Source organism: Streptomyces fumanus (assembly GCF_014655295.1).
GTDB lineage: Bacteria > Actinomycetota > Actinomycetes > Streptomycetales > Streptomycetaceae > Streptomyces > Streptomyces fumanus.
Genome location: NZ_BNBI01000016.1, coordinates 49,974 through 72,084, shown reverse-complemented (window position 1 = coordinate 72,084; position 22,111 = coordinate 49,974). Strand labels below are relative to the sequence as shown.

Sequence of the window (22,111 nt, the reverse complement as noted above, 5' to 3'; positions counted from 1 at the left end):
ACCTCGGCCGGCCTCCGCGTCCCCTCCGCCGCGCTGAGCGCTACCCCGCCCGGGCAGCCGCCCCGTCCCCGGACTCGTCCCCCGGCGGCACCCAGGGCCGCCCCCGCATCAGGTCGTCCAGGCCCGCCCAGGCGAAGTTCATCAGGGTCGCCGCCGCCTGCCGGGCGGTGACGCCCGGGGTGGCGCCCGCCCAGTCGGCGAGCGACTCGGCGGCGCCGACCAGGGCCTCGGCGAGCCCGGCGACCTCCCGTTCGGGCAGGTCGGGGTCCCGGTGGGCGGCGCGGGCCGCGGCGGCGATGAGCTGGGTGACGAAGGCGACGATCTCCGCGCGGGCCGCCGCGACCTCGGCGGCGAACCGCTCCCCGTGGGTGCGGGCCTGGAGATGGAGCACCGCCCAGCCGTCGGGGTGCTGGGCGGTGTGGGTGAAGAACGCCCGCAGCCCGTTCCACAGTTGGCGGTCGGCGGGCTGCCCGGCGGGCCGGGCGCCGGCCCGGACGGCCTCGGTGAGGGCGCGGGCCTCGCGGCGGACGACGGCGGTGAAGAGGTCTTCCTTGGAGTTCAGGTAGAGGTACACCAGCGGCTTGGACACGCCCGCCAGTTCGGCGATCTCGTCCATCGACGCGGCCGTGTACCCGCGCCGCGCGAAGGTCCGTACGGCGGCGTCCAGCATCTGCTGCTCACGGACCGCACGCGGCATCCGCTTGGTCTTTCCGGCACCCATGCGGTTCAGCGTACGGTCCGTGCGGCGGTCGCCGGAGCGTCCTACGCGGCGGCCGGCACCGGCTCCTCGTCGCGCACCGGCTCGGGCTCGTCGATCGGGGAGCTGTGCGCCCGGTCGTAGGCCACCCGGTCGAGCAGGCCCTCGCGGGCCGAGACGATGACCGGGATCAGGGCCTGGCCGGCGACGTTGGTCGCGGTGCGCATCATGTCCAGGATCGGGTCGATGGCGAGGAGCAGACCGACGCCCTCCATGGGCAGGCCCAGCGTGGAGAGGGTCAGCGTCAGCATCACGGTGGCGCCGGTGAGACCGGCCGTGGCGGCGGAGCCGACCACCGAGACGAACGCGATCAGCAGGTAGTCGCCGACGTTGAGCTGGATGTCGAAGATCTGCGCGACGAAGATCGCGGCGATCGCCGGGTAGATCGCGGCGCAGCCGTCCATCTTGGTGGTGGCGCCGAACGGCACCGCGAAGGACGCGTACTCCTTCGGCACGCCGAGCCGCTCGGTGACCTTCTGGGTCAGCGGCATGGTGCCCACCGAGGAGCGGGAGACGAAGGCCAACTGGATCGCGGGCCAGGCGCCCTTGAAGAACTGCAGCGGGTTGGCCTTGGCGACGGTGGCCAGCAGCGTCGGGTAGACCACGAAGAGCACGATCGCGCAGCCGACGTAGATGTCGGCGGTGAAGGTGGCGTACTTGCCGATCAGGTCCCAGCCGTAGGTGGCGATGGCGGTGCCGATCAGGCCGACGGTGCCCAGCGGGGCGAGCCGGATGACCCACCACAGGGCCTTCTGGAGGAGTTCGAGGACGGACTCGCTCAGGGTGAGGATCGGCTTGGCCTTGTCGCCGAGCTGGAGGGCGGCGATACCGGCGACGGCGGCCATGAAGACGATCTGGAGCACGTTCAGCTCGGTGAACGGCGTGATCACGTCGGTCGGCACGATGCCGGTGAGGAAGTCGAGCCAGGAACCGGTGTGGTCGGGCTTGGCGCCGTCCTTCGGGGTGAGGCCGGTGCCGGCGCCGGGGTTGGTGACCAGGCCGATGACGAGGCCGATGGCCACCGCGATCAGCGACGTGATCATGAACCAGAGGAGGGTGCGGGACGCGAGGCGGGCCGCGTTGTTGACCTTCCGCAGGTTGGTGATCGAGACCAGGATCGCGAAGAAGACCAGCGGGGCGACGGCCAGCTTCAGCAGGCCGATGAAGATGCTGCCGATCTTGTCCAGGGTGGTGACCAGCCAGGACACGTCCTGGCCGCGGGCGAGCCAGCCGAGCAGGACGCCCGCGACGAGGCCGGCGATGATCTGGGCCCAGAAGGGCACCTTGACGGACTTGGTGAGTGAGGACACGGACGGACTCCGTAGGGGGACGGGACGCGCAGGGCTGACGTGACGGGCGGGGAGAAGCGGGGGGACGTCAGGGGCGACAGCTTGCGGACGCGCACCGGCAGAGGTCCACGTGCAGCCGCTGCACGAGCGGGACGCTCGCGGGGAACGGGGGCGCGGCTACTGACTTCATGTCTATGACTTTAACACTAATGCTTTGAGACACCCATAGCCTGACTTTGAGAGGCGGGGGGCGCCTTCTCCCCGTGCAACGCAAAGCGCCCCGGGTGACCGGGGCGCTGGTACGGGATCGGGGGCCGGGTCAGGAGGTCTGACCCTGGGCCCGGGTGGCGTCGTCGGCGACGTCCTCCTGGCTGCGGTTGGCGTCCAGGTTGGCCTTCATCCGGTCCACCCGGCTGACCACCTGCACGGAGGCGCGGTCGCGCTCCTTGCGCAGCGCGACGAAGCTGATCGGGGCCGAGATCAGCAGCGCCAGCAGGACGATCCACATGCCGTTGGAGTCGCCGAGGCCGCGCGGGAAGACGCCGGAGTAGACGAGACCCCAGACGACCACGAGGCAGCCCACGAAGATCCCGAGGCGCATCAGCGTGTAGCGGAGCATCTCAATCCACTCTTCCGTTTCCGGCACAAAGGGGCACGTCCAGTGAAGCACGCCGCACCACCGGCCCCGCACGGGGGTACGCGGGTACGGGCATCAGGTCAGCGGCAGCAGCATGAACACGTCGTCGCGGTCGTCGCCGGGCGCGACCCGGATGGCGCCGGGCACCCGGCCGACCTCCTTGTAGCCGCAGGACGCGTAGAACCGCTCCAGTCCGGTGCCGCCCCGGCAGGTGAGCCGGATCGCCTCGATGCCCTCGCAGGTGCGGGCCGCGTCCGCGGCGGCGGCGAGCAGGTCACGGCCGTACCCCTGGCCCTGGTGGCGGGGGTGGACCATCACCGTGTAGAGCCACAGCCAGTGCGTCATCAGCCGGTGGGTGTTGAAGGTGAGGAACGCGGTGGCGGCCACCCGCCCGTCCGCGTCGTGCCCGACCAGCAGCCGGGTGCGGCCCTCGGCCATGGCGACCAGGTGCCTGACCAGCTCGGGGCGGATCTCCTCCCGGGTCACCGGCGGTACGAAACCCACCGCGCCGCCGGCCAGGGAGACGTCGGTCCACAGGTCGAGCACGCCGTCGCGCAGGGCGGGGGTGACGGCGGGATCGAGCGTAAAAGTAAGAGGCACGGAGCCATCGTAATCATTACCGGAGGGGTCGTTCAGCCGAGCGCGCGGGCGGCGGTCTCCAGGTCGGCGACCAGCCCCCGGTACGCCGCCTCCCGGTCGTCCGCGCGCAGCACCGCCGACGGGTGCACGGTCGGCACCAGCCGCTCCCGGCGCCCGTGGATCTCCTCCTCCAGCACCGTGCCGCGCACCTGGGTGACCCGGAACGACGACCCGAGCAGCGCTTTCCCGGCGGTGGCGCCGAGCACCACGATCAGCTCGGGCCCGACCAGCGCCAGCTCGGCGGCGAGCCAGGGCCCGCACGCCTTGGTCTCCCGTACCGAGGGCGCCTTGTGGATGCGTCGCTTGCCCGGCTCGGACCGGGTGAACTTGAAGTGCTTGACGGCGTTGGTGACGTACGCCTCGGCCGGGTCGATGCCGGCCTCCGCCAGCGCCCGGTCCAGCAGCTTCCCGGCGGGGCCGACGAACGGCCTGCCCTGCCGGTCCTCCTGGTCCCCGGGCTGCTCCCCGATCAGCATGACCCGGGCGTTGGCGCTCCCCTGCCCGAACACGGTCTGCGTGGCCTCGCGGTGCAGCGGGCAGCCGCGGCAGTTGGCGGCGGCCTTGCGCAGCGCGGTCAGTCCACCGCGGTCCGGCACGAAGGGGGTGGCCGTGTAGTCGTCCTCGGGGGGCATGGGGGGCGGGTACCCGCCGTAGGGGGTGCGGATGTGTGCGGGGTGCGGGTGGTTCGTGGCTGGTCGCGCAGTTCCCCGCGCCCCTTTGGGGCACGTCCACCGCACGCACCTCCAAGGGGCGCGGGGAACTGCGCGCTCAGCCCTCACGCACCCGCACCCGGCGACGAAACTCAGACCCGCATCGGCTGCGGCTCGTCCCGGCGCCCCGCGTCGGGCCCCTCGTACTCCCGGATGATCTCGTACCGCGTGTTCCGCTCCACCGGCCGGAACCCCGCGTCGCGGATCAGCTCCAGCAGGTCCTCGCGGGTCAGCTTGTTCGGCGTGCCGTAGTTGTCCGCGTCGTGCGTGATCTTGTACTCGACCACGGAGCCGTCCATGTCGTCGGCGCCGTGCTGGAGCGCCAACTGCGCCGTCTGCACGCCGTGCATCACCCAGAAGACCTTGACGTGCGGCACGTTGTCGAACAGCAGCCGCGACACCGCGAACGTCTTCAGCGCCTCCGCGCCGGTCGCCATCTGGGTCCGCGCCTGGAGCCGGTTGCGGATCTTGCCGTCCTTCATGTCCACGAAGTCGTGCTGGTAGCGCAGCGGGATGAAGACCTGGAAGCCACCGGTCTCGTCCTGGAGTTCGCGCAGCCGCAGCACGTGGTCGACGCGGTGCCGGGGCTCCTCGATGTGCCCGTACAGCATGGTGCACGGGGTCTTGAGGCCCTTCTCGTGCGCCAGCCGGTGGATGCGCGACCAGTCCTCCCAGTGGGTGCGGTGGTCGACGATGTGCTGCCGGACCTCCCAGTCGAAGATCTCCGCGCCGCCGCCGGTGAGCGACTCCAGGCCCGCGTCGATCAGTTCGTCGAGGATCTCGGAGGCCGACAGACCGCTGATCGTCTCGAAGTGGTGGATCTCGGTCGCGGTGAACGCCTTCAGCGACACGTGCGGCAGCGCGGCCTTCAGCTCCCGCAGCGAGCGGGGGTAGTACCGCCACGGCAGGTTCGGGTGCAGCCCGTTGACGATGTGCAGCTCGGTGAGGTTCTCGCTCTCCATCTCCTTGGCGAGCTTCACCGCCTCCTCGATGCGCATCGTGTACGCGTCCTTCTCCCCCGGCTTGCGCTGGAAGGAGCAGTACGCGCAGGACGCGGTGCACACGTTGGTCATGTTGAGGTGGCGGTTGACGTTGAAGTGGACGACGTCGCCGTTCTTCCGCGTCCGCACCTCGTGCGCGAGACCGCCCAGCCAGGCCAGGTCGTCCGACTCGTACAGCGCGATGCCGTCCTCGCGGGTCAGCCGCTCACCGGAGCGGACCTTCTCCTCCAGCTCGCGCTTGAGCCCGACGTCCATGCCCACACCTTTCCTCGACGACTCGATCAACGGTACTCCCCCACCCTCCGGGCGGGCGGTGCCCCCAACGGCGCTTCGCGCCTAGACCTCTTCCGGCAGTTCCCCCACCCGGTTCTCCCACTTCGTGGAGAGCACGATGGTGGTACGGGTGCGGGAGACGCCCTTGGTGCCGGAGAGCCGGCGGATGATCCGCTCCAGGCCGTCCACGTCGGTGGCGCGCACCTTGAGCATGTAGGAGTCGTCGCCGGCGATGAACCAGCAGTCCTCGATCTCGCGCAGCTCCTTCAGCCGCTGCGCCACGTCCTCGTGGTCGGCGGCGTCGGAGAGCGAGATGCCGATGAGGGCGGTGACACCGAGGCCCAGCGAGGCGGCGTCCACCGTGGCCCGGTAGCCGGTGATGACACCGGCCGCCTCCAGCCGGTTGATGCGGTCGGTGACGCTGGGTCCCGACAGTCCGACCAGGCGGCCCAGCTCCGCGTAGGAGGCCCGCCCGTTCTCCCGCAGCGCCTGGATGAGCTGCCTGTCCACCGCGTCCATGCGATCGAAGCCTTCCGATGAATGAGGTCAGAGGAATTCGGGAAACGTATCCGTGCTCAGCGCGGCGGCCGGGCCCCGCCGCCCAGCTCGCCCCGCCACCGCCGGTACAGGCCGTGTCCGACGCCCGCCGCGTCGAGGACCCGTCCGGCGACGAAGTCCACCAGGTCCTGGATGTGGGTGGCGCCCGCGTAGAAGCCCGGCGAGGCGGGCACCACGGCCGCGCCCGCGTCGTCGAGGGCGACCAGGTGGCGCAGGGTCCCCCCGTCCAGCGGCGCCTCCCGCACGGTCACCACCAGCTTGCGGCCCTCCTTGAGGGTCACGCTCGCCGCCCGTTGCAGCAGGTCCTTGGAGAGCCCGAGCGCGACCCCGGCCACGCACGCCGTGGAGGCGGGCACGATCAGCATCCCCTTCGCGGGGTACGACCCGGAGGACGGCCCGGCGGCGAGGTCCCCCGCGCTCCAGTACCGCACCCGGTCCAGATCGACGGTGAAGGTGCCGGGCTTGCCGTCGGCGCCGCGGGCGAGCCATTCGCTCAGGTCCTCGCGCCAGTGGGCGTCCCGGAAGGCGATGCCGGTCTCGTCCAGCAGGGTGAGCCGCGAGGCCCGGCTGACGACCAGGTCGACGCTCTCCCCGGCATCGAGCAGCGCACGCAGCACGGCGGCGGCGTACGGGGTGCCGGATGCTCCGGAGACCCCCACGATCCAAGGTGTGCGCTGCGTTTCTCCTGCGTTCACGTCTTGAGCGTACCGGTGTGCCGTCCGGTGCCGAACTCAGACGGTCAGCCCCCGGACCAGGAGGTCGAGCAGCGCGCACCCGAACAGCGCGATGCCGATGAACCCGTTGACGGAGAAGAAGGCCCGGTTCAGGCGGGTCAGGTCGTTCGGCCGGACGATGGTGTGCTCGTAGCCGAAGGCGCCCGCGACGACGATCAGGCCGAGCCAGAAGAAGAAACCGGCGTCGGTGGCGAGGGCGTACCAGACGAACAGGGCCGTCGTCACGGTGTGGCAGGCGCGGGCGCCCCAGATCGCCGCGGGGATGCCGAAGCGGGCCGGGACGGACTTGACGCCGATGCGGCGGTCGGTCTCGACGTCCTGGCAGGCGTAGATCAGGTCGAAGCCGCCGATCCAGATGCCGACCGCGAGGCCGAGGATCACCGCGTGCCAGGACCACTCGCCGGTGATCGCCAGCCAGCCGCCGATCGGGCCCATGGCCTGGGCGAGTCCGAGGATGGCCTGCGGGAAGTTGGTGAACCGCTTGCCGTACGGGTAGACCACCATCGGGATCACCGCGATGGGCGCGAGGGCCAGGCAGAGCGGGTTGAGCAGCGCGGCGGCGCCGAGGAAGACGACCAGGGCGATCAGCGCGCCGGTCCAGGCGTGCCGGACCGACATCGCGCCGGTGACCAGCTCGCGGTGGGCGGTGCGCGGGTTGCGGGCGTCGATCTCGCGGTCGATGATCCGGTTGACCGCCATCGCGAAGGTGCGCAGGCCCACCATGCAGACGGTCACCAGCAGCAGCTTGCCCCAGTGGATGTTCTGGTCGCGGTCGTACATCGCGGTGAGCGAGGCGATGTAGGCGAAGGGCAGCGCGAACACCGAGTGTTCGATCATCACCAGGCGCAGGAACGCCTTGGTGCGGCCCGGCTGCGGGATCGCGGCTGAGGCGCTGGTCACAGACCGTACTCCTTCCATCGGCGGCTCACCTTCGCCGCCGTCTCCGGGTCGGACACGACCATGTCCGGCCAGCCCCCGTCCCGTGTGTACCCCTCCTCGGGGAGCTTGCGCGTCGCGTCGATGCCCGCCTTGCCGCCCCAGAACTGCTGGTAGGAGGCGTGGTCGAGGTGGTCGACGGGGCCTTCCACGACCGTGAGGTCACGGGCGTAGTCGGTGTTGCCGAGCGCCCGCCAGGCGACCTCGTGCAGGTCGTGGACGTCGCAGTCGGCGTCGACGACCACGATCAGCTTGGTCAGGGACATCATGTGCGCGCCCCAGATGGCGTGCATCACCTTCTGGGCGTGTTTGGGGTACTTCTTGTCGATCGACACGATCGCACAGTTGTGGAAGCCGCCGGCCTCCGGGAGGTGGTAGTCCACGATGTCCGGGACGATGATCTTCAGCAGCGGCAGGAAGAACCGCTCGGTGGCCCGGCCCAGCGGCCCGTCCTCGGTCGGCGGCCGGCCGACCACGATCGACTGGAGCAGCGGGCGCCTGCGCATGGTCACGCAGTCGATGGTCAGCGCGGGGAACGGCTCCTGCGGGGTGTAGAACCCGGTGTGGTCGCCGAACGGCCCCTCGGGCAGCATCTCGCCCGGCTCCAGCCACCCTTCCAGGACGACCTCGGCGTGGGCGGGCACCTGGAGCGGCACGGTCTTGCAGTCGACCATCTCGATCCGCTTGCCCTGCACGAACCCGGCGAACAGGTACTCGTCGATGTCCCCGGGCAGCGGCGCGGTGGAGGCGTACGTCACGGCGGGCGGGCATCCGAAGGCGATGGCGACCGGCAGCCGCTCGCCCCTCCGGGCGGCGACCTGGTAGTGGTTGCGGCTGTCCTTGTGGATCTGCCAGTGCATGCCGATGGTGCGCTTGTCGTGCCGCTGGAGCCGGTAGAGCCCGAGGTTGCGGATGCCGGTCTCGGGGTCCTTGGTGTGCGTGAGCCCCAGGTTGAAGAAGGACCCGCCGTCCTTGGGCCAGGTGAACAGGGCGGGCAGCCGCTCCAGGTCCACCTGGTCGCCGCGCAGCACGACCTCCTGCACCGGGGCGTTCTCCGGCTTGACCTTCTTCGGCGGCAGGTGGGTGACCGCCCCGAGCTTGCCGAACGCCTCGCGCACCCCGACGAACCCCTGCGGCAGCTCGGGCTTGAGCAGCCCGCCGATCTTCTCGGAGATCTCCGCGTACGACTTCAGGCCCAGCGCCTTGAGCAGGCGGCGGTCGGTGCCGAAGACGTTCATCGCCAGGGGCAGGTCGGAGCCCTTGACGTTCTCGAAGAGCAGGGCGGGGCCGCCGGCCTTGTTCACCCGGTCGACGATCTCCCCGACCTCCAGGTACGGGTCCACCTCGGCCTTCACGCGCTTGAGGTCACCCTCGCGTTCCAGTGCCCGGAGCAGGGAGCGGAGATCGTCGTAAGCCATGCGGTCCAGTATCCCCGAGCGGCTACCCTGGCCCCGTACCGCCCACCGCTTTCGCTGGAGAGGCCCCATGCTGCGGGTGCTGATGTTCCTCGTGCCCCTCGCGCTGAGCGTCTACGCGTTCATCGACTGCATCAGCACGAAGGACGACGACGTCCGCCACATGCCCAAACCGCTCTGGGCGATCCTGGTCCTGCTCTTCCCGCTGGTCGGCTCGCTCTCCTGGATCATCGCCGGCAAGAAGCGCGCCACCGCCCCGTCCTTCGAACGCCGCCAGTGGGTCGCCCCCGACGACAACCCGGAGTTCCTCAAGTCCCTCGACGAGGACAAGAAGCGGGACGAGGACTCCAAGGGGGACTGACGGGGGCGGGAGCGGAGGATGCGGGTGCTGCCACGGGTCAGGGCCGGTGCCCGGTCCGGCGGGACCGGTCATGGCACCGGCCTGACCCCCGCGGCGCGGATCCGCCCGCGTTACGGACGCTGGCCCGCCTCGTCCACCACGGCACGCTCCAGGACGGCGAACCGGCCGGTCACCTCACCCTTCTCGAAGCCTGTGGGCAGGTCCTCGACGGCCACCTCCCGTTCGCCCAGGAACTCCTTGGTCCGTTTGTCGAAGATCAGCTCGACGCGTTCCCCGTCGTCGATCCGGGCGACGGCGACCCCGTGCCGGCCCGCGGCGTCGACCGCGTCGTCGACGACGAAGACCCCGCGGATCTTCGCCGCGGCCCGGTAGAGCGCGGCGGCCTGGGCCGGCGGCATCAGGGACTCGCGGGCCAGGTCGCCGACGAGGACGAAGTTGGCCTCGTCCTTGCTGTCGCTGCCCTCGCTCGCCCCGGTCAGCCACGCATACATCTCGTCCGGGTCGGTGGGCAGGGTCTGGAGGTGCCGGTAGTCGGTGTTGGACGGGATGCCGGGGGTCGGCTTCTCCAGCGGCTCGTGGTCGGACCGGACGTAGGGGTCGTGCAGCATTCCCTCCCGCGAGCCGTCCACCGACAGCCAGACCTCGCGCTGGTGGACGGGCTGGAGTTCGGCGGGCGCGCCGTCGCCCCGCTGCGTGGCCCAGCCGCCCTTGCTCTTGATGTACACGAACTGGTCGTCCCGGATGCCCGTCGGCACGTCGGCCTTCTCCGCCGCCAGCGCGATGTCCTCCCACAGGGCCGCCGCCTCCTTCGACGCGGCCGGGGCGGGTTCGTCGGACGGCAGGGTGACGGACAGGGTAGCGACGACTGCCGCGACGGCGCCCGCCACCAGCGCGGGGCGCAGCCACCCGGACGGTTTCCGGGCGGGGGCGGGAGAGTCGGTGCGCCGGATCTCGGTCATCAGATGCTCCTTCAGGAGGTGGTGACGACCCGGTCGGAGGTCTCTCTCGGGAAGGCGGTTCATCGGTTTCCCTCCATGACGGGCCTGACCGCGGTGGTGCGGTCACCTTTCATCTGTCCGTGGGATTCGAGGAGTTCCGTATGTTCCAGGGCTTTTGCGAGTTTCGCCCGGGCGCGGGAGAGCCGGGACCGTACGGTGCCGACGGGCACCCCGAGCGCCTGGGCGGCGGCCCGGTAGTCCAGGCCCGACCAGACGCACAGCGCCAGCACCTCCCGCTCGGGGCGCCGCAGCGCCGTCAGGGCGGTGCGGACGAGGTCCAGCCGGGCGGCGTCGTCCACCCGTCCGGCCACCTCGTCGGCGTGGTCGCGCACGGTGCTGTCGCGGGGCAGCCGGGCGACGGCGGCGGCGTGTCTTCGCGCGGCGCGGCGGGTGTTGCGCGTGACGTTGGTGGCGATGCCCAGCAGCCAGGGGCGCAGCGAGCCGCCCTCGGCGTCCAGGCGGTCGCGCAGCCGCCAGGCGTCCAGGAAGGTGAGCGAGACGACGTCCTCGGCGGTGGCCCAGTCGCCGGTGAGCCGGAACGCGTGGTTGTAGACGGAGCGCGCGTACGCGTCGAAGAGATCGCCGAAGGCGGCGTGATCCCCCGCCCGGATGCGTGTCCGCAGATTCGTGTCCACGTCCTCTTGTCTGTCCGCACGGCGAAGGCCGGTTCCCCTGACCCATGTCACGGGAACCGGCCTCGCGGTGGGGCGGCGGTCGGCTACACGCCCGCGTAGGAGTGCTTGCCGGAGACGAAGATGTTGACGCCGTAGTAGTTGAACAGCCAGCAGGCGAAGGCGATCAGCGCCAGGTAGGCGGCCTTGCGGCCCTTCCAGCCGGCGGTGGCGCGGGCGTGCAGGTAGCAGGCGTAGGCGACCCAGGTGATGAAGGACCAGGTCTCCTTGGGGTCCCAGCCCCAGTAGCGGCCCCAGGCGTCACCCGCCCAGATCGCGCCCGCGATGATCGTGAACGTCCACAGCGGGAAGACGGCGGCGTTGACCCGGTAGGAGAACTTGTCCAGCGAGGCCGCGGCGGGCAGCCGGTCCAGCACCGAGTTGGCGAACCGGCCGGGGGTGCCGCCGGAGGCCAGCTTGTTCTCGTAGGAGTCCTTGAACAGGTACAGCAGCGTGGCGACCGCGCCGACGTAGAAGACCGCGCCGCAGAAGATCGCCGTGGAGACGTGGATGTAGAGCCAGTACGAGTGCAGCGCGGGAACCAACTGGTCACTGGCGGTGTACAGGACGGTGACGGCGAGTCCGAGATCGAGCAGGACCGTGGTGACCAGGGGGAGGCCGAGCCAGCGGATGTTCTTCTTCAGCAGGAGCAGCACCAGGTACACACCGACGGCGACGGTGGAGAAGGTGATGCTGAATTCGTACATGTTGCCCCACGGCGCCCGCCCCACCGACAGCGCCCGGGCGAGCACACCGCCGAACTCGATGAGGAAGGCGAGCACGGTGAGCGAGATGGCGATACGTCCGTAGAGGTCGCCCTTCTCGGTCCCGCCGTGGGCGCCGGGCCCGTCGGGCACGTCCCGCGCACCGGCCGCGGACCGGACGACGACCCGCGGCCGCTCCAGTACGGCGGTGCCGCCGGCCTTCTGCACGGTGACGGCCGGTCCGGTGCGGGCCCGCGCCTCGGCGCCGGCGGTGAGCGCGGCGGCGGTGCGGCCGACCTTGCTCCGGCTGCCGAGGATCCACTCGGCGATGTAGGCGAAGAAGGCCAGGGTGTAGACCGCCATCGCGGAGTAGATCAGCGTGTTGCTGATGTTCGCGAGGTGCTCGTTGGTCGCTGCGGCCAGTTCGGTTACGGCGGCGAGAGTCACTTCTTCTCAGCCCTCTCGGCAGATGGAGCTGCGGGGTCGGATCCGGCTGGGGAGCCGGGGGAGTCGGAGGTGTCGGGACGGTCGGAGGCGGGGTCGGAGCCCGGTTCGGGGTCGGGCGCTCCGGGAGCCCGGGCGTACAGGGCCTCGGCGAGGTCGCCGAGTTCCTCGGGTACCTTCGCGGACTCGCTGCGGCCGAGGCCGGCCATCTCGACCACGGTCACGCCGTCGGCGCCCGGCACGGCCCGCACCCAGACCCGGCGGCGCTGGATGAACAGGGAGCCGGCCAGGCCGAAGATGGCCACCACCGCGCCGCCGAGCGCCCAGACGCTGCCGGGCTGCTGGGTGACCTGGAAGCCGGCCCACTCCTGGACGCCGTCGAAGGTGACCGAGCCGGCGCCGTTCGGCAGCGTCATGGTCTGGCCGACCCTGAGCTGCTTCTTGAACAGCTCGCCGTCGGAGTCCTTGAACTCCTTCATGTTGGTGCGGTCGAGCTGGTAGACGCTCTGCGGGATGCCCGCGTCGACGCCGAGGTCGCCGTGGTAGGCGGAGAGCGCGAGCATCGGGTTGAGCAGCGCCGGGAAGGTGGAGTACATCGCGCTGCCCTTGCCGCCGTAGGTGGGCAGGAAGAAGGCGTTGAAGCCGAGCTGTTCCTTCTCGCCCTTGGCGTTGCGGTAGCCGTCCATCACCTTGATGGCGCCGGAGGAGGTGACATTGGCGTCCAGCGGCAGCAGGGCCACCGCCTCGCGGTCCATGACCACCTTGCCCTGGGCGTCCCGGACGGTGACCACGGGCGCGTAGCCGTGGCTGACCAGGTAGACCTTGGAGCCGTCGATCTCCAGCGGCTCGTTGACCTTGATGGTGGTCGCCTTCTCCTTGCCGTAGGCGCCCTCGCTGTAGGTGACCTTGGCCTCGTAGACGCGGGGGGTGCCGCGGTTGGGGCCGGTCGCCTCGTAGGTGCCGTGGAAGTCCTTCAGGGTGAAGCTGAACGGGTCCAGGTCGTCCTGGGTGAAGAGGTTGCCGGACTTGAAGTCGTCGTACTGGGTGAGCGTGTTGGAGAAGCCGTCGCCTTCCAGGACCAGCTTGTTGCCCTCGTACTTGAACAACTGGCCCCAGGCGAAGGCGATCAGCATCACGATCAGCGCGATGTGGAAGGCGAGGTTGCCGACCTCGCGGAGATAGCCCTTCTCGGCGGCGACGGCGTCCCCGGCGAGGTGGGCCCGGAAGCGGCGCTTGTTCAGCAGGGCGAGGGCGGCCTCGCGGACCTGCTCGGGGGCGGCCTCGGTGCGCCAGGTGGTGTAGGCGGGCAGCCGGGTCAGCCTCCGGGGGGCGCCCGGCGGCCGGCCGCGCAACTGGCCGACGAACTGCCAGGTCCGCGGGATGATGCAGCCGATGAGGGAGATGAACAGCAGGATGTAGATCGCGGAGAACCACACCGAGCTGTAGACGTGGAAGAGGCCGAGCTTGTCGTAGAGCGGCGCGAGGACGTCGTGCCGGGTGCGGAAGTCCTCGACCTTGGTGGCGTCGATGCCTTCCTGCGGGATCAGCGACCCGGGGATCGCGCCCAGCGACAGCAGCAGGAGCAGCAGCAGCGCGACCCGCATCGAGGTGAGCTGCCGCCAGAACCAGCGGGCCCAGCCGAGCACGCCGAGGGAGGGCAGGTGGGGTGCCTCGTCCGCGGGCGCGGTGGAGAGCTGGGCACCGGCTGCGCCCAGCTCCCGTTCGTCACCGGTCGGCGGCGTCTTGTCGGGCCCGGTTTTCGCGGTCGTGCTCATCGAGTCAGATCCCTACAGTGAAGCCGTTGGACCAGGTCTGCATCTGCTGCACGATGCTGTCCCACGCGCCGGTCAGCAGCAGCAGACCGGTCGCGATCATCATGGTGCCGCCCACCCGCATCACCCAGACGTAGTGGCGCTTGACCCAGCCGAAGGCGCCGAGCGCCTTGCGGAAGGCGACCGCGGCGAGCACGAAGGGCACCCCGAGGCCGAGGCAGTACGCGACGGTCAGTATCGCCCCGCGTCCGGCGCTGGCCTGGTCGGAGGAGAGCGCGAGGACGGAGGCGAGGGTCGGGCCGATGCAGGGCGTCCAGCCGATGCCGAACAGCGCGCCGAGCAGCGGGGCGCCGACCAGGCCGGCGGTGGGCCGCTTGTGGAAGCGGTACTCGCGCTGGGTGAGCCAGGGCATCAGGCCCATGAAGAAGACACCCATGACGACCATGAGCACGCCCAGCACCTTGGTGAGGATGCCGCGCTCCTCCTGGAGCGTCTGACCGAAGAAGCCGAACAGGGCGCCGCCGGAGACGAACACGGCCGTGAAGCCCAGGACGAACAGGGAGGCGCCGAGTGCCATCCGGCCGCGCCGGGCCTCGGCCAGGTCGGTGCCGGTGACGCCGGTCACATAGGAGAGGTAGCCGGGGACGAGGGGGAGGACGCACGGGGAGAAGAAGGAGACGAGGCCGCCGAGCAGGGCGATCGGCACGGCGAGCAGCAGCGCGCCGGTGCGTACGGTCTCGCCGGGGTCGGCGGCGAGCGTGGCCACTGCGGTCACGTCACTTCTCCGCCAGGACCGGGGCGAGCATCTTGCGCAGCTTCTCCTCGCTGAGGGCCTGGAGGGTGCGCGCGGCGATCCTGCCGTCGCGGTCGATGACCAGCGTGGAGGGGATGGCCTGCGGGTTGAGGGTGCCCTTCTTGAAGCGGAGCATCAGCTTGCCGGCCGGGTCGTACAGGCTGGGGTAGCTGACGCCGTACTCCTTCTCGAAGGCCCTGGCGGGTCCGGTGGAGGTGTCGCGGGTGTTGATGCCGACGAACTGGACGCCCTGGTCCTTGACGTCCTGGTAGACCTTCTCGAAGTTCTTCGCCTCGGCGCGGCAGGGCGGGCACCAGGAGCCCCACACGTTGAGGACGACGACCTTGCCCCGGTAGTCGTCGATGTCGAGCCGGGCGCCGTCGACGGTCTTGCCGGACAGGTCGGGGACGTCGGCGCGGTCGCCCTTGCCGACGGTGGCGATGCCGTCGGAGCCGGTGATGTAGTTGGTGTTGCCGCCTCCGCCGGAGGTCCCTCCGGAACTGCACGCGGACACGAGCAGCGCGCAGGCGACGGCACCGGTGGTCAGGGCGGCGCGGCGGCGGGCGCGGGCGGTGGCGCGGTTCGAGCGCAGGGGGGCGCGGCTGGCGGCACTCATGTGAAAAGTTTCGCATGTCCGTTCCGGGGATCTTGCGCACCCCCCTCACGGGAGGGAAACCGCATTTCAGGCGGGCGTGGGAGCCGTCCTGAGGAAGCTGTTCCAGCCGCCGGCCGGGGCGGTGCCGACGTCCAGGGTGCGCAGCCTGTCCAGCACCTCGGGGCGCTGCGCGTCTAGCCAGTCGGTGAACTGGCGGAAGGAGACCAGCCGGATGTCGGCGCCCTTCTCCTTCTCCCGGGCGATGTGCTTCAGGGCGCCCTCGACGGCGTCCATGTAGATGCCGCCGTTCCACTCCTCGAAGTGGTTGCCGATGAAGAAGGGCGCCCGGTTCGTCTCGTAGGCCCGCTCGAAGCCGGCTATGTAGGAGCGGGTGGCCTGCTCGCGCCAGCCCGGGTAGCGGTAGGCGGGGGCCTTGGTGGAGTTGACCGACTGGTTGGCGAGGATGTTGTAGTCCATCGAGAGGACCTCGAAGGAGTGCCCGGGGAACGGTATCTGCTGCAGGGGCAGGTCCCAGACGCCGTTGCGCTTCACCGGCCAGACCTGGCGGCCGCCGGGCGAGGAGGCGTCGTAGCGCCAGCCCAGTTCCCGGGCGGTGGGCAGCAGGTTGTCCTGGCCGAGCAGGCAGGGGGTCCGGCCGCCGACGAGTTCCTTGTCGTAGTCGAACGGCAGGGCGGGCAGGTCGGTCCACCCGGTGTTGGTCCGCCACTCCTTGACGAAGGACTTCGCCTGGTCGATCTCGCTGCGCCACTGCTCGGGCGTCCAGTGGGCGACCGTGCCGCTGCCGCCGCAGAAGTGCCCGTTGAAGTGGGTGCCGATCTCGTGCCCGTCCAGCCAGGCGCGGCGCACGTACTTCAGGGTCTCCTTGATGTGCGCGTCGGTGAGGTAGCCGATGTCGGAGGCGCCGCGCGGGTTGTTCGGCGGCTCGTACAGCCGCTTCTTGGACTCGGGCAGCAGGTACAGGCCCGACAGGAAGAAGGTCATGTGCGCGCCGTGCTCCTCGGCGAGGTCGAGGAAGCGCGGGAACAGGCCGTTGCCGATCTCGCCGGCCCCGTCCCAGGAGAAGACGACGAACTGCGGCGGGGCCTGCCCCGGCTCCAGCGGCTCGGGCGCGTCCGGCTGGTGCGGCTGCCGGCCGGTGTACGCGGTGGAACCGTCGCCGAGCGGACGGGCGTTCGACGTGGGCTTCCCGCCGGCGCCGGGCCCGGCACCCTCACCGGAACCGGAACCGGCCGCATGGCTGGAGCCGTCCGACGCGGCGTGGGTGCCGCAGGCCGCCAGTCCGACGGCCGCCGCGACCCCCGCGCCGAGCCCGAGCATGTCCCTGCGGGTGTAGGTGGGCATGGTGTCCCCGTTCGTCACGTCCTCTGGTGGTCACCCGGTCAGAGGACGGGACGAACAGGTGGGTTCCGGAAATCTGTGCGGATTCCGTAACGGAGATCGCGTACCGGTACGGCCCAGGTCAGCGGGGTCAGGCGCCGAACGCCTTGCCCTTCCCCTTCACCGGCCGGGCGCCCGCCAGCAGATGCGGCGGCACCAGGTCGCGGGCCGGCTCCGAGTAGCCGACGGAGACGATCCGGTCGCCCTGGTACGTGAACGTCGTCAACGACGCGAGCGTGCACTGCCGCTTGCGCGGGTCGTGCCAGAGCCGGCGCCGCTCCACGTAGGACCGCACCAGCCAGATCGGCAACTGGTGGCTGACCAGCACCGCCTCGTGCCCCCGGGCGCGGTCCTTGGCGGCGTCCAGCGCCCCCATCATCCGTACCACCTGGTCGACGTACGGCTCGCCCCAGGACGGCTTGAACGGGTTGACGACGTGCTTCCAGTTGCCGGGGCGGCGCAGCGCGCCGTCGCCGATGCCGAAGGTCTTGCCCTGGAAGACGTTCTCGGCCTCGATGAGCCGGCCGTCGGTGGCCAGGTCCAGGCCGTGCGCCTTGGCGATCGGCGTCGCCGTCTCCTGCGCCCGCTCCAGCGGGGAGGCGACGACATAGGTGATGTCCCGGGAGGCGAGGCGCTCGGCGACCCGGTCGGCCATGCGCCGGCCCAGCTCGGAGAGGTGGTAGCCGGGCAGCCGGCCGTACAGCACGCCGGTGGGGTTCTCGACCTCGCCGTGCCGCATCAGGTGGACGACGGTGATGTCCTGCTCGGGCGTGGCGCTCATGCGGTCGCCTCCGCCGCCGCGCGGGCCGCCGCCGGGAGGGCGTCGGCGATCCGCTGCACCGCGCGCTCGTCGTGCGCGGTGGAGACGAACCAGGACTCGAAGGACGACGGCGGCAGATAGACCCCGCCGGCCAGCATCGCGTGGAAGAAGGCGGTGAAGCGGTACGACTCCTGCGCCTTGGCCTCCGCGTAGTCGCGCACCGGCCCGTCGGTGAAGAAGACGGAGAACATGTTGGACGCGGTCTGCACGGTGTGCGCCACGCCCTCCTTGCTCAGCGCCTCGGTGATCAGGGCCTGGATCTCGGCCGACACCGCGTCGAGCTTGGCGTACGCCGCGTCGTCGAGCAGCCGCAACTGGGCGAGCCCGGCGGCGGTGGCGACGGGGTTCCCGGAGAGGGTGCCCGCCTGGTACACCGGCCCGGCCGGGGCGAGGTGCGCCATCACGTCCGCGCGCCCCCCGAAGGCGGCGGCGGGGAACCCGCCCCCCATCACCTTCCCGAAGGTCATCAGGTCGGGCACGACGCCCTCGACCCCGTACCAGCCGGCCCGGCTGGTACGGAACCCGGTCATCACCTCGTCCGAGATGAACAGCGCGCCGTCGGCGGCGCAGGCGTCCTTCAGGCCCTGGTTGAACCCGGGCAGCGGCGTGACCACGCCCATGTTGCCCGGCGCGGCCTCGGTGATCACGCAGGCGATCTCCCCGGGGTGCGCGGCGAAGGCGGCGTGCACGGCGTCCAGGTCGTTGTACGGCAGCACGATCGTGTCGCTCGCCTGGGCGCCGGTGACGCCGGGTGTGTCGGGCAGCGCGAAGGTGGCCACGCCGCTGCCGGCGGAGGCGAGCAGCGAGTCGACGTGACCGTGGTAGCACCCGGCGAACTTGATCACCTTGGTGCGCCGGGTGAATCCGCGGGCCAGCCGGATCGCCGACATGGTCGCCTCGGTGCCGCTGGACACCAGCCGCACCTGCTCCAGCGGCGCGACCCGCTCGACCATGGCCTCGGCCAGCGCGACCTCGCCCTCGGCGGGCGTCCCGAAGGAGGTGCCGCGCCCGACCGCCTCCTGGACGGCGGCGATCACCTCGGGGTGCGCGTGCCCGAGGATCATCGGCCCCCAGGAGCAGACCAGGTCGACGTACTCGCGGCCGTCGGCGTCGGTGAGGTACGGGCCGTCGCCGGACACCATGAACCGCGGGGTGCCGCCCACCGCGCCGAAGGCCCGCACCGGGGAGTTCACCCCGCCCGGTGTGACGGCCGCCGCCCGGTCGAACAGCGCCTGCGAGGCCGGTGCTTCGTATGGATATGCCAGTTCGCTCATGACCTGCGACTTCTCCGACCTTCTCGACCTTCTCCGACTTCTCGGACTCCGGTTGCCCTGGGTGACCTCCTCAGGGTAGGCCAGGGGCGGGGTCCGGCCGGGGGCGGGCGAGGGAAGATCGGGACAACCGGGCCGCACGCCGTGTCGTCTGCAAGACTGGAGGCCCGGTACGCACCGCTCGCGCGGGCACGCGGGCAGGGGCTGCCGACATACTGCGGACATCCTGCGGCCAGATGTTTCGGCGCACGTTTCGGCGGGCGGCCGTGGGGGAGGTCACTGACACGATGATCGGGTTGCGCGGCGGGGGCCACGCGTCCTAGAAAAGCAGTCGGGTGGAGATATGCATCGCGGTGGCGGACTGGGCGAGGGGACCGGCGACCTCGGTCCTCGACGTGCCCGGCGGGGAAGGCACCGGCGCGAAGCGGAGGAGACGACCGAGGCACGTCAGGCGTACGGGGTACCGATCGAGCCGGAGCCGGCCGAGCGGCGGAACGACCGCCGGGTGGACCGCCCGGGGGCGGGGAGCAGGAATGGTGGTCGGGTGGGGGTGACGTACAAGTACTTCGGCGCGCCCGACGGCGCGACCGCGGCCCGCGTCCCGATCTCGATGCGCCCCGAGGAACTCGGCGGCGACGAGCTGGGCATGAACGGCATGTTCACCAAGATCAAGCCGGAGACCATGGCCGCGATGGTCCTCACCGGCATCGAGGGCGTCCCCCTCCACCGGGTCCCCCCGCTCGAACTCGTCGTCCTCCACCCCGACTACGCCGTCGTCAAGCTCCCGATGACCGTCGTCGACCCCCTGCGCGGCATCGGCGAGGAAGCGGTCGGCGCGGCGGCCTTCATCTGGTCCACGGTCCCGGACCGCGGGGGCCCGCGGGACGCGTTCAACGTGTACCAACTGCTCCACGAGTGGCAGGACTTCAGCCGACGGCTGCATGAGGCGGGGCATCAGCCTTATTGCCTGGTGTGGCCCTGAGGCGGGGGTTCGTGGGGGCGGGCGGGCACGGCTACGATCGGCCGCCATGGACTGGCTGGAGCGGGCAGCGAAGCTGAGGCAGTGGACCCGGAGCGGTACGCGCGCCCCGCACAAGCCGCTGCTGCTCCTGTACGCCCTCGGCCGGTTCCAGGCCGATGCCGACGGCGGGCTGCGGTACACCGCGGTGGAGAAGGACTTGCAGCGCCTGCTGACCGCCTACGAGTACCGGTGCACCTTCTGCGGGTACGACGGCCGGATCGGCGCGGTCCCGGTCGGGCTGGAGGCCGCCCACGTGCGCTGGTGGGCGTTGGGCGGACCCGACGAGGTCGAGAACGGGCTGTGCCTGTGCTCGCTGCACCACAAGCTGTTCGACAAGGGCGTCCTCGGGGTGGACGACGGTCAGCGCATCCTGGTCTCGCAGCGCTTCGTCGGGCACAGCCCCGCCGCCCGTGAGCACGTCACCGCCCTCGCCGGCCGCCCGCTGATCGGCCCCCAGCCCGGGGCGCGCCCTGTGGCCGCCGCGCACCTCGACTGGCACGCCCGGCAGGTCTTCCACGGTGAACCCCGCCCTGCCACGGCCGTCTGACGTTTTCGGCCTCACCCTCCGGGGGATGGTGGGGTGTCCAAGGCCCTCGGGAGTACCGGCACGTCTGTGCGGCTCGCGTCGTCGGCCGTGGTGAGGTGCCTGGTCGCGTCCAGGGTGTGTCGCAGGTGCTGGGCGAGGGGGTGCTGGTCGGGGTCGTCGATCCAGCGTTCGAAGGCGACCTTGAACGCGGCCATCCCGATTCCGGCCGCGAGTGCCGCGGTGGTGGCGTCCAGACCGCGTTCCCGGAGCGCGTCAGCGAGGGTGGAGCCGAGGCAGGCCAGTTTGGCCAGTTCGCGTTCCTGCAGTTCCGGATGGGCGGCGATGACGGCTTGGCGCTGCCGTACCAGTTCCGCGCGTTCCTCGAAGACCGGAGCGGCTTCGGTCAGGGCGTGGGTGATCACCTCCAGTGGCGCCAGAGGGGCGGCGGCGGTGGCCGTGGCGTGCGCGAGGACGTCAGCGAGGGCGTTGCGCTGGAAGAGGACTTCGCGTTTGTCGGCGAAGTGCCGGTAGAAGGTGCGCTCGGTGACCTCGGCCCGGGCGGCGATCTCCGCCACGGTGGTGGCCTCGAAGCCCTTCTCGCTGTAGAGCTCCAGCGCCGCCTTCTCCAGGCGGCCTCGTGCGTCGGGTTTCCATCGGCTCATGCCCCGACCCTACCCAGCGATGACAGAATCTGACATCGGAGTGATGACAGAGCCTGACATGGGCGCTATGGTGATGTCACGAACTGACATCACGGCTCCCTGCCCCTGGCCGGGAGCCCGCAGCAGGAAGGCGCATGCCATGCGGGTATTCGTCACCGGAGCCTCCGGACACCTCGGCTCCGCCGTCGTCCCCGAACTCCTCGAAGCGGGACACCAGGTCGTCGGGCTGGCCCGCTCGGACAGGTCCGCCGCCGCGCTGAGGGCCGCCGGTGCCGAAGCGCACCGGGGCGACCTCGACGATCTCGACGGCCTCGCCGCGGCCGCCACCGCGGCCGACGGCGTCATCCACCTGGCCTTCAAGCACGACGCCATGTTCGCCGGAGACTTCGACGGCGCGGTCGCGGCCGATCTGCGCGCCATCGAGGCACTCGGCGACGCGCTCGCCGGCACCGGCAAGCCTCTGGTGGCCACGTCCGGCACCGCGCTGTTCGCCTTCGCGGGAGTGCGGGACACCCTCACCGAGGACCACGCGCTCGACGCGGGACCGCGGATCGACGCCGAGAACGCGGTGGTCGCACTCGCCGGGCGCGGCATCCGCTCGTCCGTCGTCCGGCTGCCGCCGACCGTGCACAGCTCGCTCGACCAGCACGGCTTCATCCCGACCTTCATCTCCACCGCCCGGTCCAAGGGCGTGTCCGCCTACGTCGGCGACGGGACCAACCGCTGGCCCGCCGTACACACGCTGGACGCGGCCCGCCTGTACCGGCTGGCGCTGGAATCCGCGCCGGCGGGGGCCCGGCTGCACGCCGTCGACGACGAGGGGATCACCTTCCGGCGGATCGCCGAGGGCATCGGCCGCGGTCTGAACCTGCCCGTGGTCAGCATCCCGGCCACCCGGGCCGAGGCCCACTTCGGGTTCCTGAGCGCCCACGCCCAGGCCGACAACCCGTCCTCCAGCACGCTGACCCGGGACCTCCTGGGCTGGAAGCCCGTCCAGCCGGGCCTCGTCGACGACCTCGGCCAGGGCCACTACTTCGACGCCCCCGCGACCACCCCGCGCTGAGCCCCCGCACCCGGAAGCCCGGGGCGGAAACGACCCCCACGACCCACCACCCCCTGCACGACC

Annotated in this window: 24 protein-coding genes; 4 read left to right on the top strand and 20 right to left on the bottom strand. The window is 71.1% G+C overall.

Annotation, left to right across the window (positions count from 1 at the left end; all coding sequences use genetic code 11):
* Positions 1-40: 40 nt before the first annotated feature.
* The 10 genes from IE316_RS29760 to IE316_RS29715 all read right to left on the bottom strand — a co-directional run bounded on the left by IE316_RS29760 (position 41) and on the right by IE316_RS29715 (position 8,952).
* Complete coding sequence (locus IE316_RS29760) at positions 41-721, bottom strand: TetR/AcrR family transcriptional regulator (protein WP_190207644.1); 681 nt, start codon at positions 719-721, stop codon at positions 41-43.
* 41 nt (positions 722-762) lie between these two features.
* Positions 763-2,067 (bottom strand): dicarboxylate/amino acid:cation symporter, encoded by a 1,305-nt coding sequence (locus IE316_RS29755; protein ID WP_190207643.1) that lies wholly within the window; start codon positions 2,065-2,067, stop codon positions 763-765.
* A 298-nt stretch (positions 2,068-2,365) separates the two neighbouring features.
* Positions 2,366-2,665 (bottom strand): DUF4229 domain-containing protein, encoded by a 300-nt coding sequence (locus tag IE316_RS29750; RefSeq protein ID WP_190207642.1) that lies wholly within the window; start codon positions 2,663-2,665, stop codon positions 2,366-2,368.
* A gap of 93 nt (positions 2,666-2,758) precedes the next feature.
* Positions 2,759-3,283, bottom strand: a complete 525-nt coding sequence (locus IE316_RS29745) for a GNAT family N-acetyltransferase (RefSeq protein WP_190207641.1) — start codon at positions 3,281-3,283, stop codon at positions 2,759-2,761.
* Positions 3,284-3,315: 32 nt separating this feature from the next.
* Complete coding sequence (locus IE316_RS29740; RefSeq protein ID WP_190207640.1) at positions 3,316-3,954, bottom strand: UdgX family uracil-DNA binding protein; 639 nt, start codon at positions 3,952-3,954, stop codon at positions 3,316-3,318.
* A gap of 170 nt (positions 3,955-4,124) precedes the next feature.
* Complete coding sequence (gene mqnE / locus IE316_RS29735) at positions 4,125-5,288, bottom strand: aminofutalosine synthase MqnE (RefSeq protein ID WP_190207639.1); 1,164 nt, start codon at positions 5,286-5,288, stop codon at positions 4,125-4,127.
* An 81-nt stretch (positions 5,289-5,369) separates the two neighbouring features.
* On the bottom strand, positions 5,370-5,825 hold the full coding sequence (locus IE316_RS29730) for an Lrp/AsnC family transcriptional regulator (protein WP_190207638.1): 456 nt from the start codon (positions 5,823-5,825) through the stop codon (positions 5,370-5,372).
* A gap of 56 nt (positions 5,826-5,881) precedes the next feature.
* Positions 5,882-6,559 carry a UbiX family flavin prenyltransferase gene (locus tag IE316_RS29725; RefSeq protein WP_190207637.1) on the bottom strand — a complete coding sequence of 226 codons (678 nt, stop codon included), beginning with the start codon at positions 6,557-6,559 and terminating at the stop codon, positions 5,882-5,884.
* 36 nt (positions 6,560-6,595) lie between these two features.
* Positions 6,596-7,498, bottom strand: coding sequence for a menaquinone biosynthesis prenyltransferase MqnP (gene mqnP / locus IE316_RS29720; RefSeq protein WP_190207636.1), 903 nt, complete (start codon positions 7,496-7,498; stop codon positions 6,596-6,598).
* Positions 7,495-8,952, bottom strand: a complete 1,458-nt coding sequence (locus IE316_RS29715; RefSeq protein WP_190207635.1) for a menaquinone biosynthesis decarboxylase — start codon at positions 8,950-8,952, stop codon at positions 7,495-7,497. The genes mqnP and IE316_RS29715 overlap by 4 nt, the downstream gene beginning before the upstream one ends.
* Positions 8,953-9,019: 67 nt before the next feature.
* On the opposite strand from IE316_RS29715, the gene IE316_RS29710 reads away from it, so the two are divergent.
* Positions 9,020-9,310 (top strand): PLD nuclease N-terminal domain-containing protein, encoded by a 291-nt coding sequence (locus IE316_RS29710; RefSeq protein ID WP_190207634.1) that lies wholly within the window; start codon positions 9,020-9,022, stop codon positions 9,308-9,310.
* A gap of 110 nt (positions 9,311-9,420) precedes the next feature.
* Here IE316_RS29710 and IE316_RS29705 read toward each other — a convergent pair whose 3' ends face one another.
* The 9 genes from IE316_RS29705 to hemL all read right to left on the bottom strand — a co-directional run bounded on the left by IE316_RS29705 (position 9,421) and on the right by hemL (position 18,779).
* Positions 9,421-10,332: a CU044_5270 family protein gene (locus IE316_RS29705; protein ID WP_190207633.1), complete on the bottom strand. Its 912-nt coding sequence runs from the start codon at positions 10,330-10,332 to the stop codon at positions 9,421-9,423.
* Positions 10,329-10,943, bottom strand: a complete 615-nt coding sequence (locus IE316_RS29700) for an RNA polymerase sigma factor (RefSeq protein ID WP_229910607.1) — start codon at positions 10,941-10,943, stop codon at positions 10,329-10,331. Before IE316_RS29700 ends, IE316_RS29705 begins: the two co-directional genes overlap by 4 nt.
* An 83-nt stretch (positions 10,944-11,026) precedes the next feature.
* Positions 11,027-12,130 (bottom strand): c-type cytochrome biogenesis protein CcsB, encoded by a 1,104-nt coding sequence (gene ccsB, locus IE316_RS29695; protein ID WP_190207632.1) that lies wholly within the window; start codon positions 12,128-12,130, stop codon positions 11,027-11,029.
* Positions 12,127-13,902 (bottom strand): cytochrome c biogenesis protein ResB, encoded by a 1,776-nt coding sequence (gene resB / locus IE316_RS29690; protein ID WP_190207631.1) that lies wholly within the window; start codon positions 13,900-13,902, stop codon positions 12,127-12,129. The genes ccsB and resB overlap by 4 nt, the downstream gene beginning before the upstream one ends.
* A 4-nt stretch (positions 13,903-13,906) precedes the next feature.
* Positions 13,907-14,674, bottom strand: a complete 768-nt coding sequence (locus tag IE316_RS29685) for a cytochrome c biogenesis CcdA family protein (RefSeq protein ID WP_190207630.1) — start codon at positions 14,672-14,674, stop codon at positions 13,907-13,909.
* Position 14,675: 1 nt separating this feature from the next.
* Positions 14,676-15,308: a TlpA family protein disulfide reductase gene (locus IE316_RS29680; RefSeq protein WP_190207629.1), complete on the bottom strand. Its 633-nt coding sequence runs from the start codon at positions 15,306-15,308 to the stop codon at positions 14,676-14,678.
* A 66-nt stretch (positions 15,309-15,374) separates the two neighbouring features.
* A complete protein-coding gene (locus tag IE316_RS29675) occupies positions 15,375-16,625 on the bottom strand; it encodes a polysaccharide deacetylase family protein (RefSeq protein WP_190207721.1) in 1,251 nt (416 codons plus the stop codon).
* A 151-nt stretch (positions 16,626-16,776) separates the two neighbouring features.
* Positions 16,777-17,466, bottom strand: coding sequence for a histidine phosphatase family protein (locus IE316_RS29670; protein WP_190207628.1), 690 nt, complete (start codon positions 17,464-17,466; stop codon positions 16,777-16,779).
* Positions 17,463-18,779, bottom strand: a complete 1,317-nt coding sequence (hemL, locus tag IE316_RS29665) for a glutamate-1-semialdehyde 2,1-aminomutase (protein ID WP_190207627.1) — start codon at positions 18,777-18,779, stop codon at positions 17,463-17,465. The genes IE316_RS29670 and hemL overlap by 4 nt, the downstream gene beginning before the upstream one ends.
* 340 nt (positions 18,780-19,119) lie before the next feature.
* On the opposite strand from hemL, the gene IE316_RS29660 reads away from it, so the two are divergent.
* Positions 19,120-19,758 carry a hypothetical protein gene (locus IE316_RS29660; RefSeq protein ID WP_190207626.1) on the top strand — a complete coding sequence of 213 codons (639 nt, stop codon included), beginning with the start codon at positions 19,120-19,122 and terminating at the stop codon, positions 19,756-19,758.
* Between the two features lie 46 nt (positions 19,759-19,804).
* Positions 19,805-20,344, top strand: coding sequence for an HNH endonuclease (locus tag IE316_RS29655; protein ID WP_190207625.1), 540 nt, complete (start codon positions 19,805-19,807; stop codon positions 20,342-20,344).
* Between the two features lie 11 nt (positions 20,345-20,355).
* On the opposite strand, the gene IE316_RS29650 is transcribed toward IE316_RS29655, so the two are convergent.
* Positions 20,356-20,985, bottom strand: coding sequence for a TetR/AcrR family transcriptional regulator (locus tag IE316_RS29650; protein ID WP_190207624.1), 630 nt, complete (start codon positions 20,983-20,985; stop codon positions 20,356-20,358).
* 139 nt (positions 20,986-21,124) lie between these two features.
* Here IE316_RS29650 and IE316_RS29645 point away from each other — a divergent pair, with 139 nt between their 5' ends.
* Complete coding sequence (locus IE316_RS29645) at positions 21,125-22,048, top strand: SDR family oxidoreductase (RefSeq protein ID WP_190207623.1); 924 nt, start codon at positions 21,125-21,127, stop codon at positions 22,046-22,048.
* Positions 22,049-22,111 lie beyond the last annotated feature (63 nt).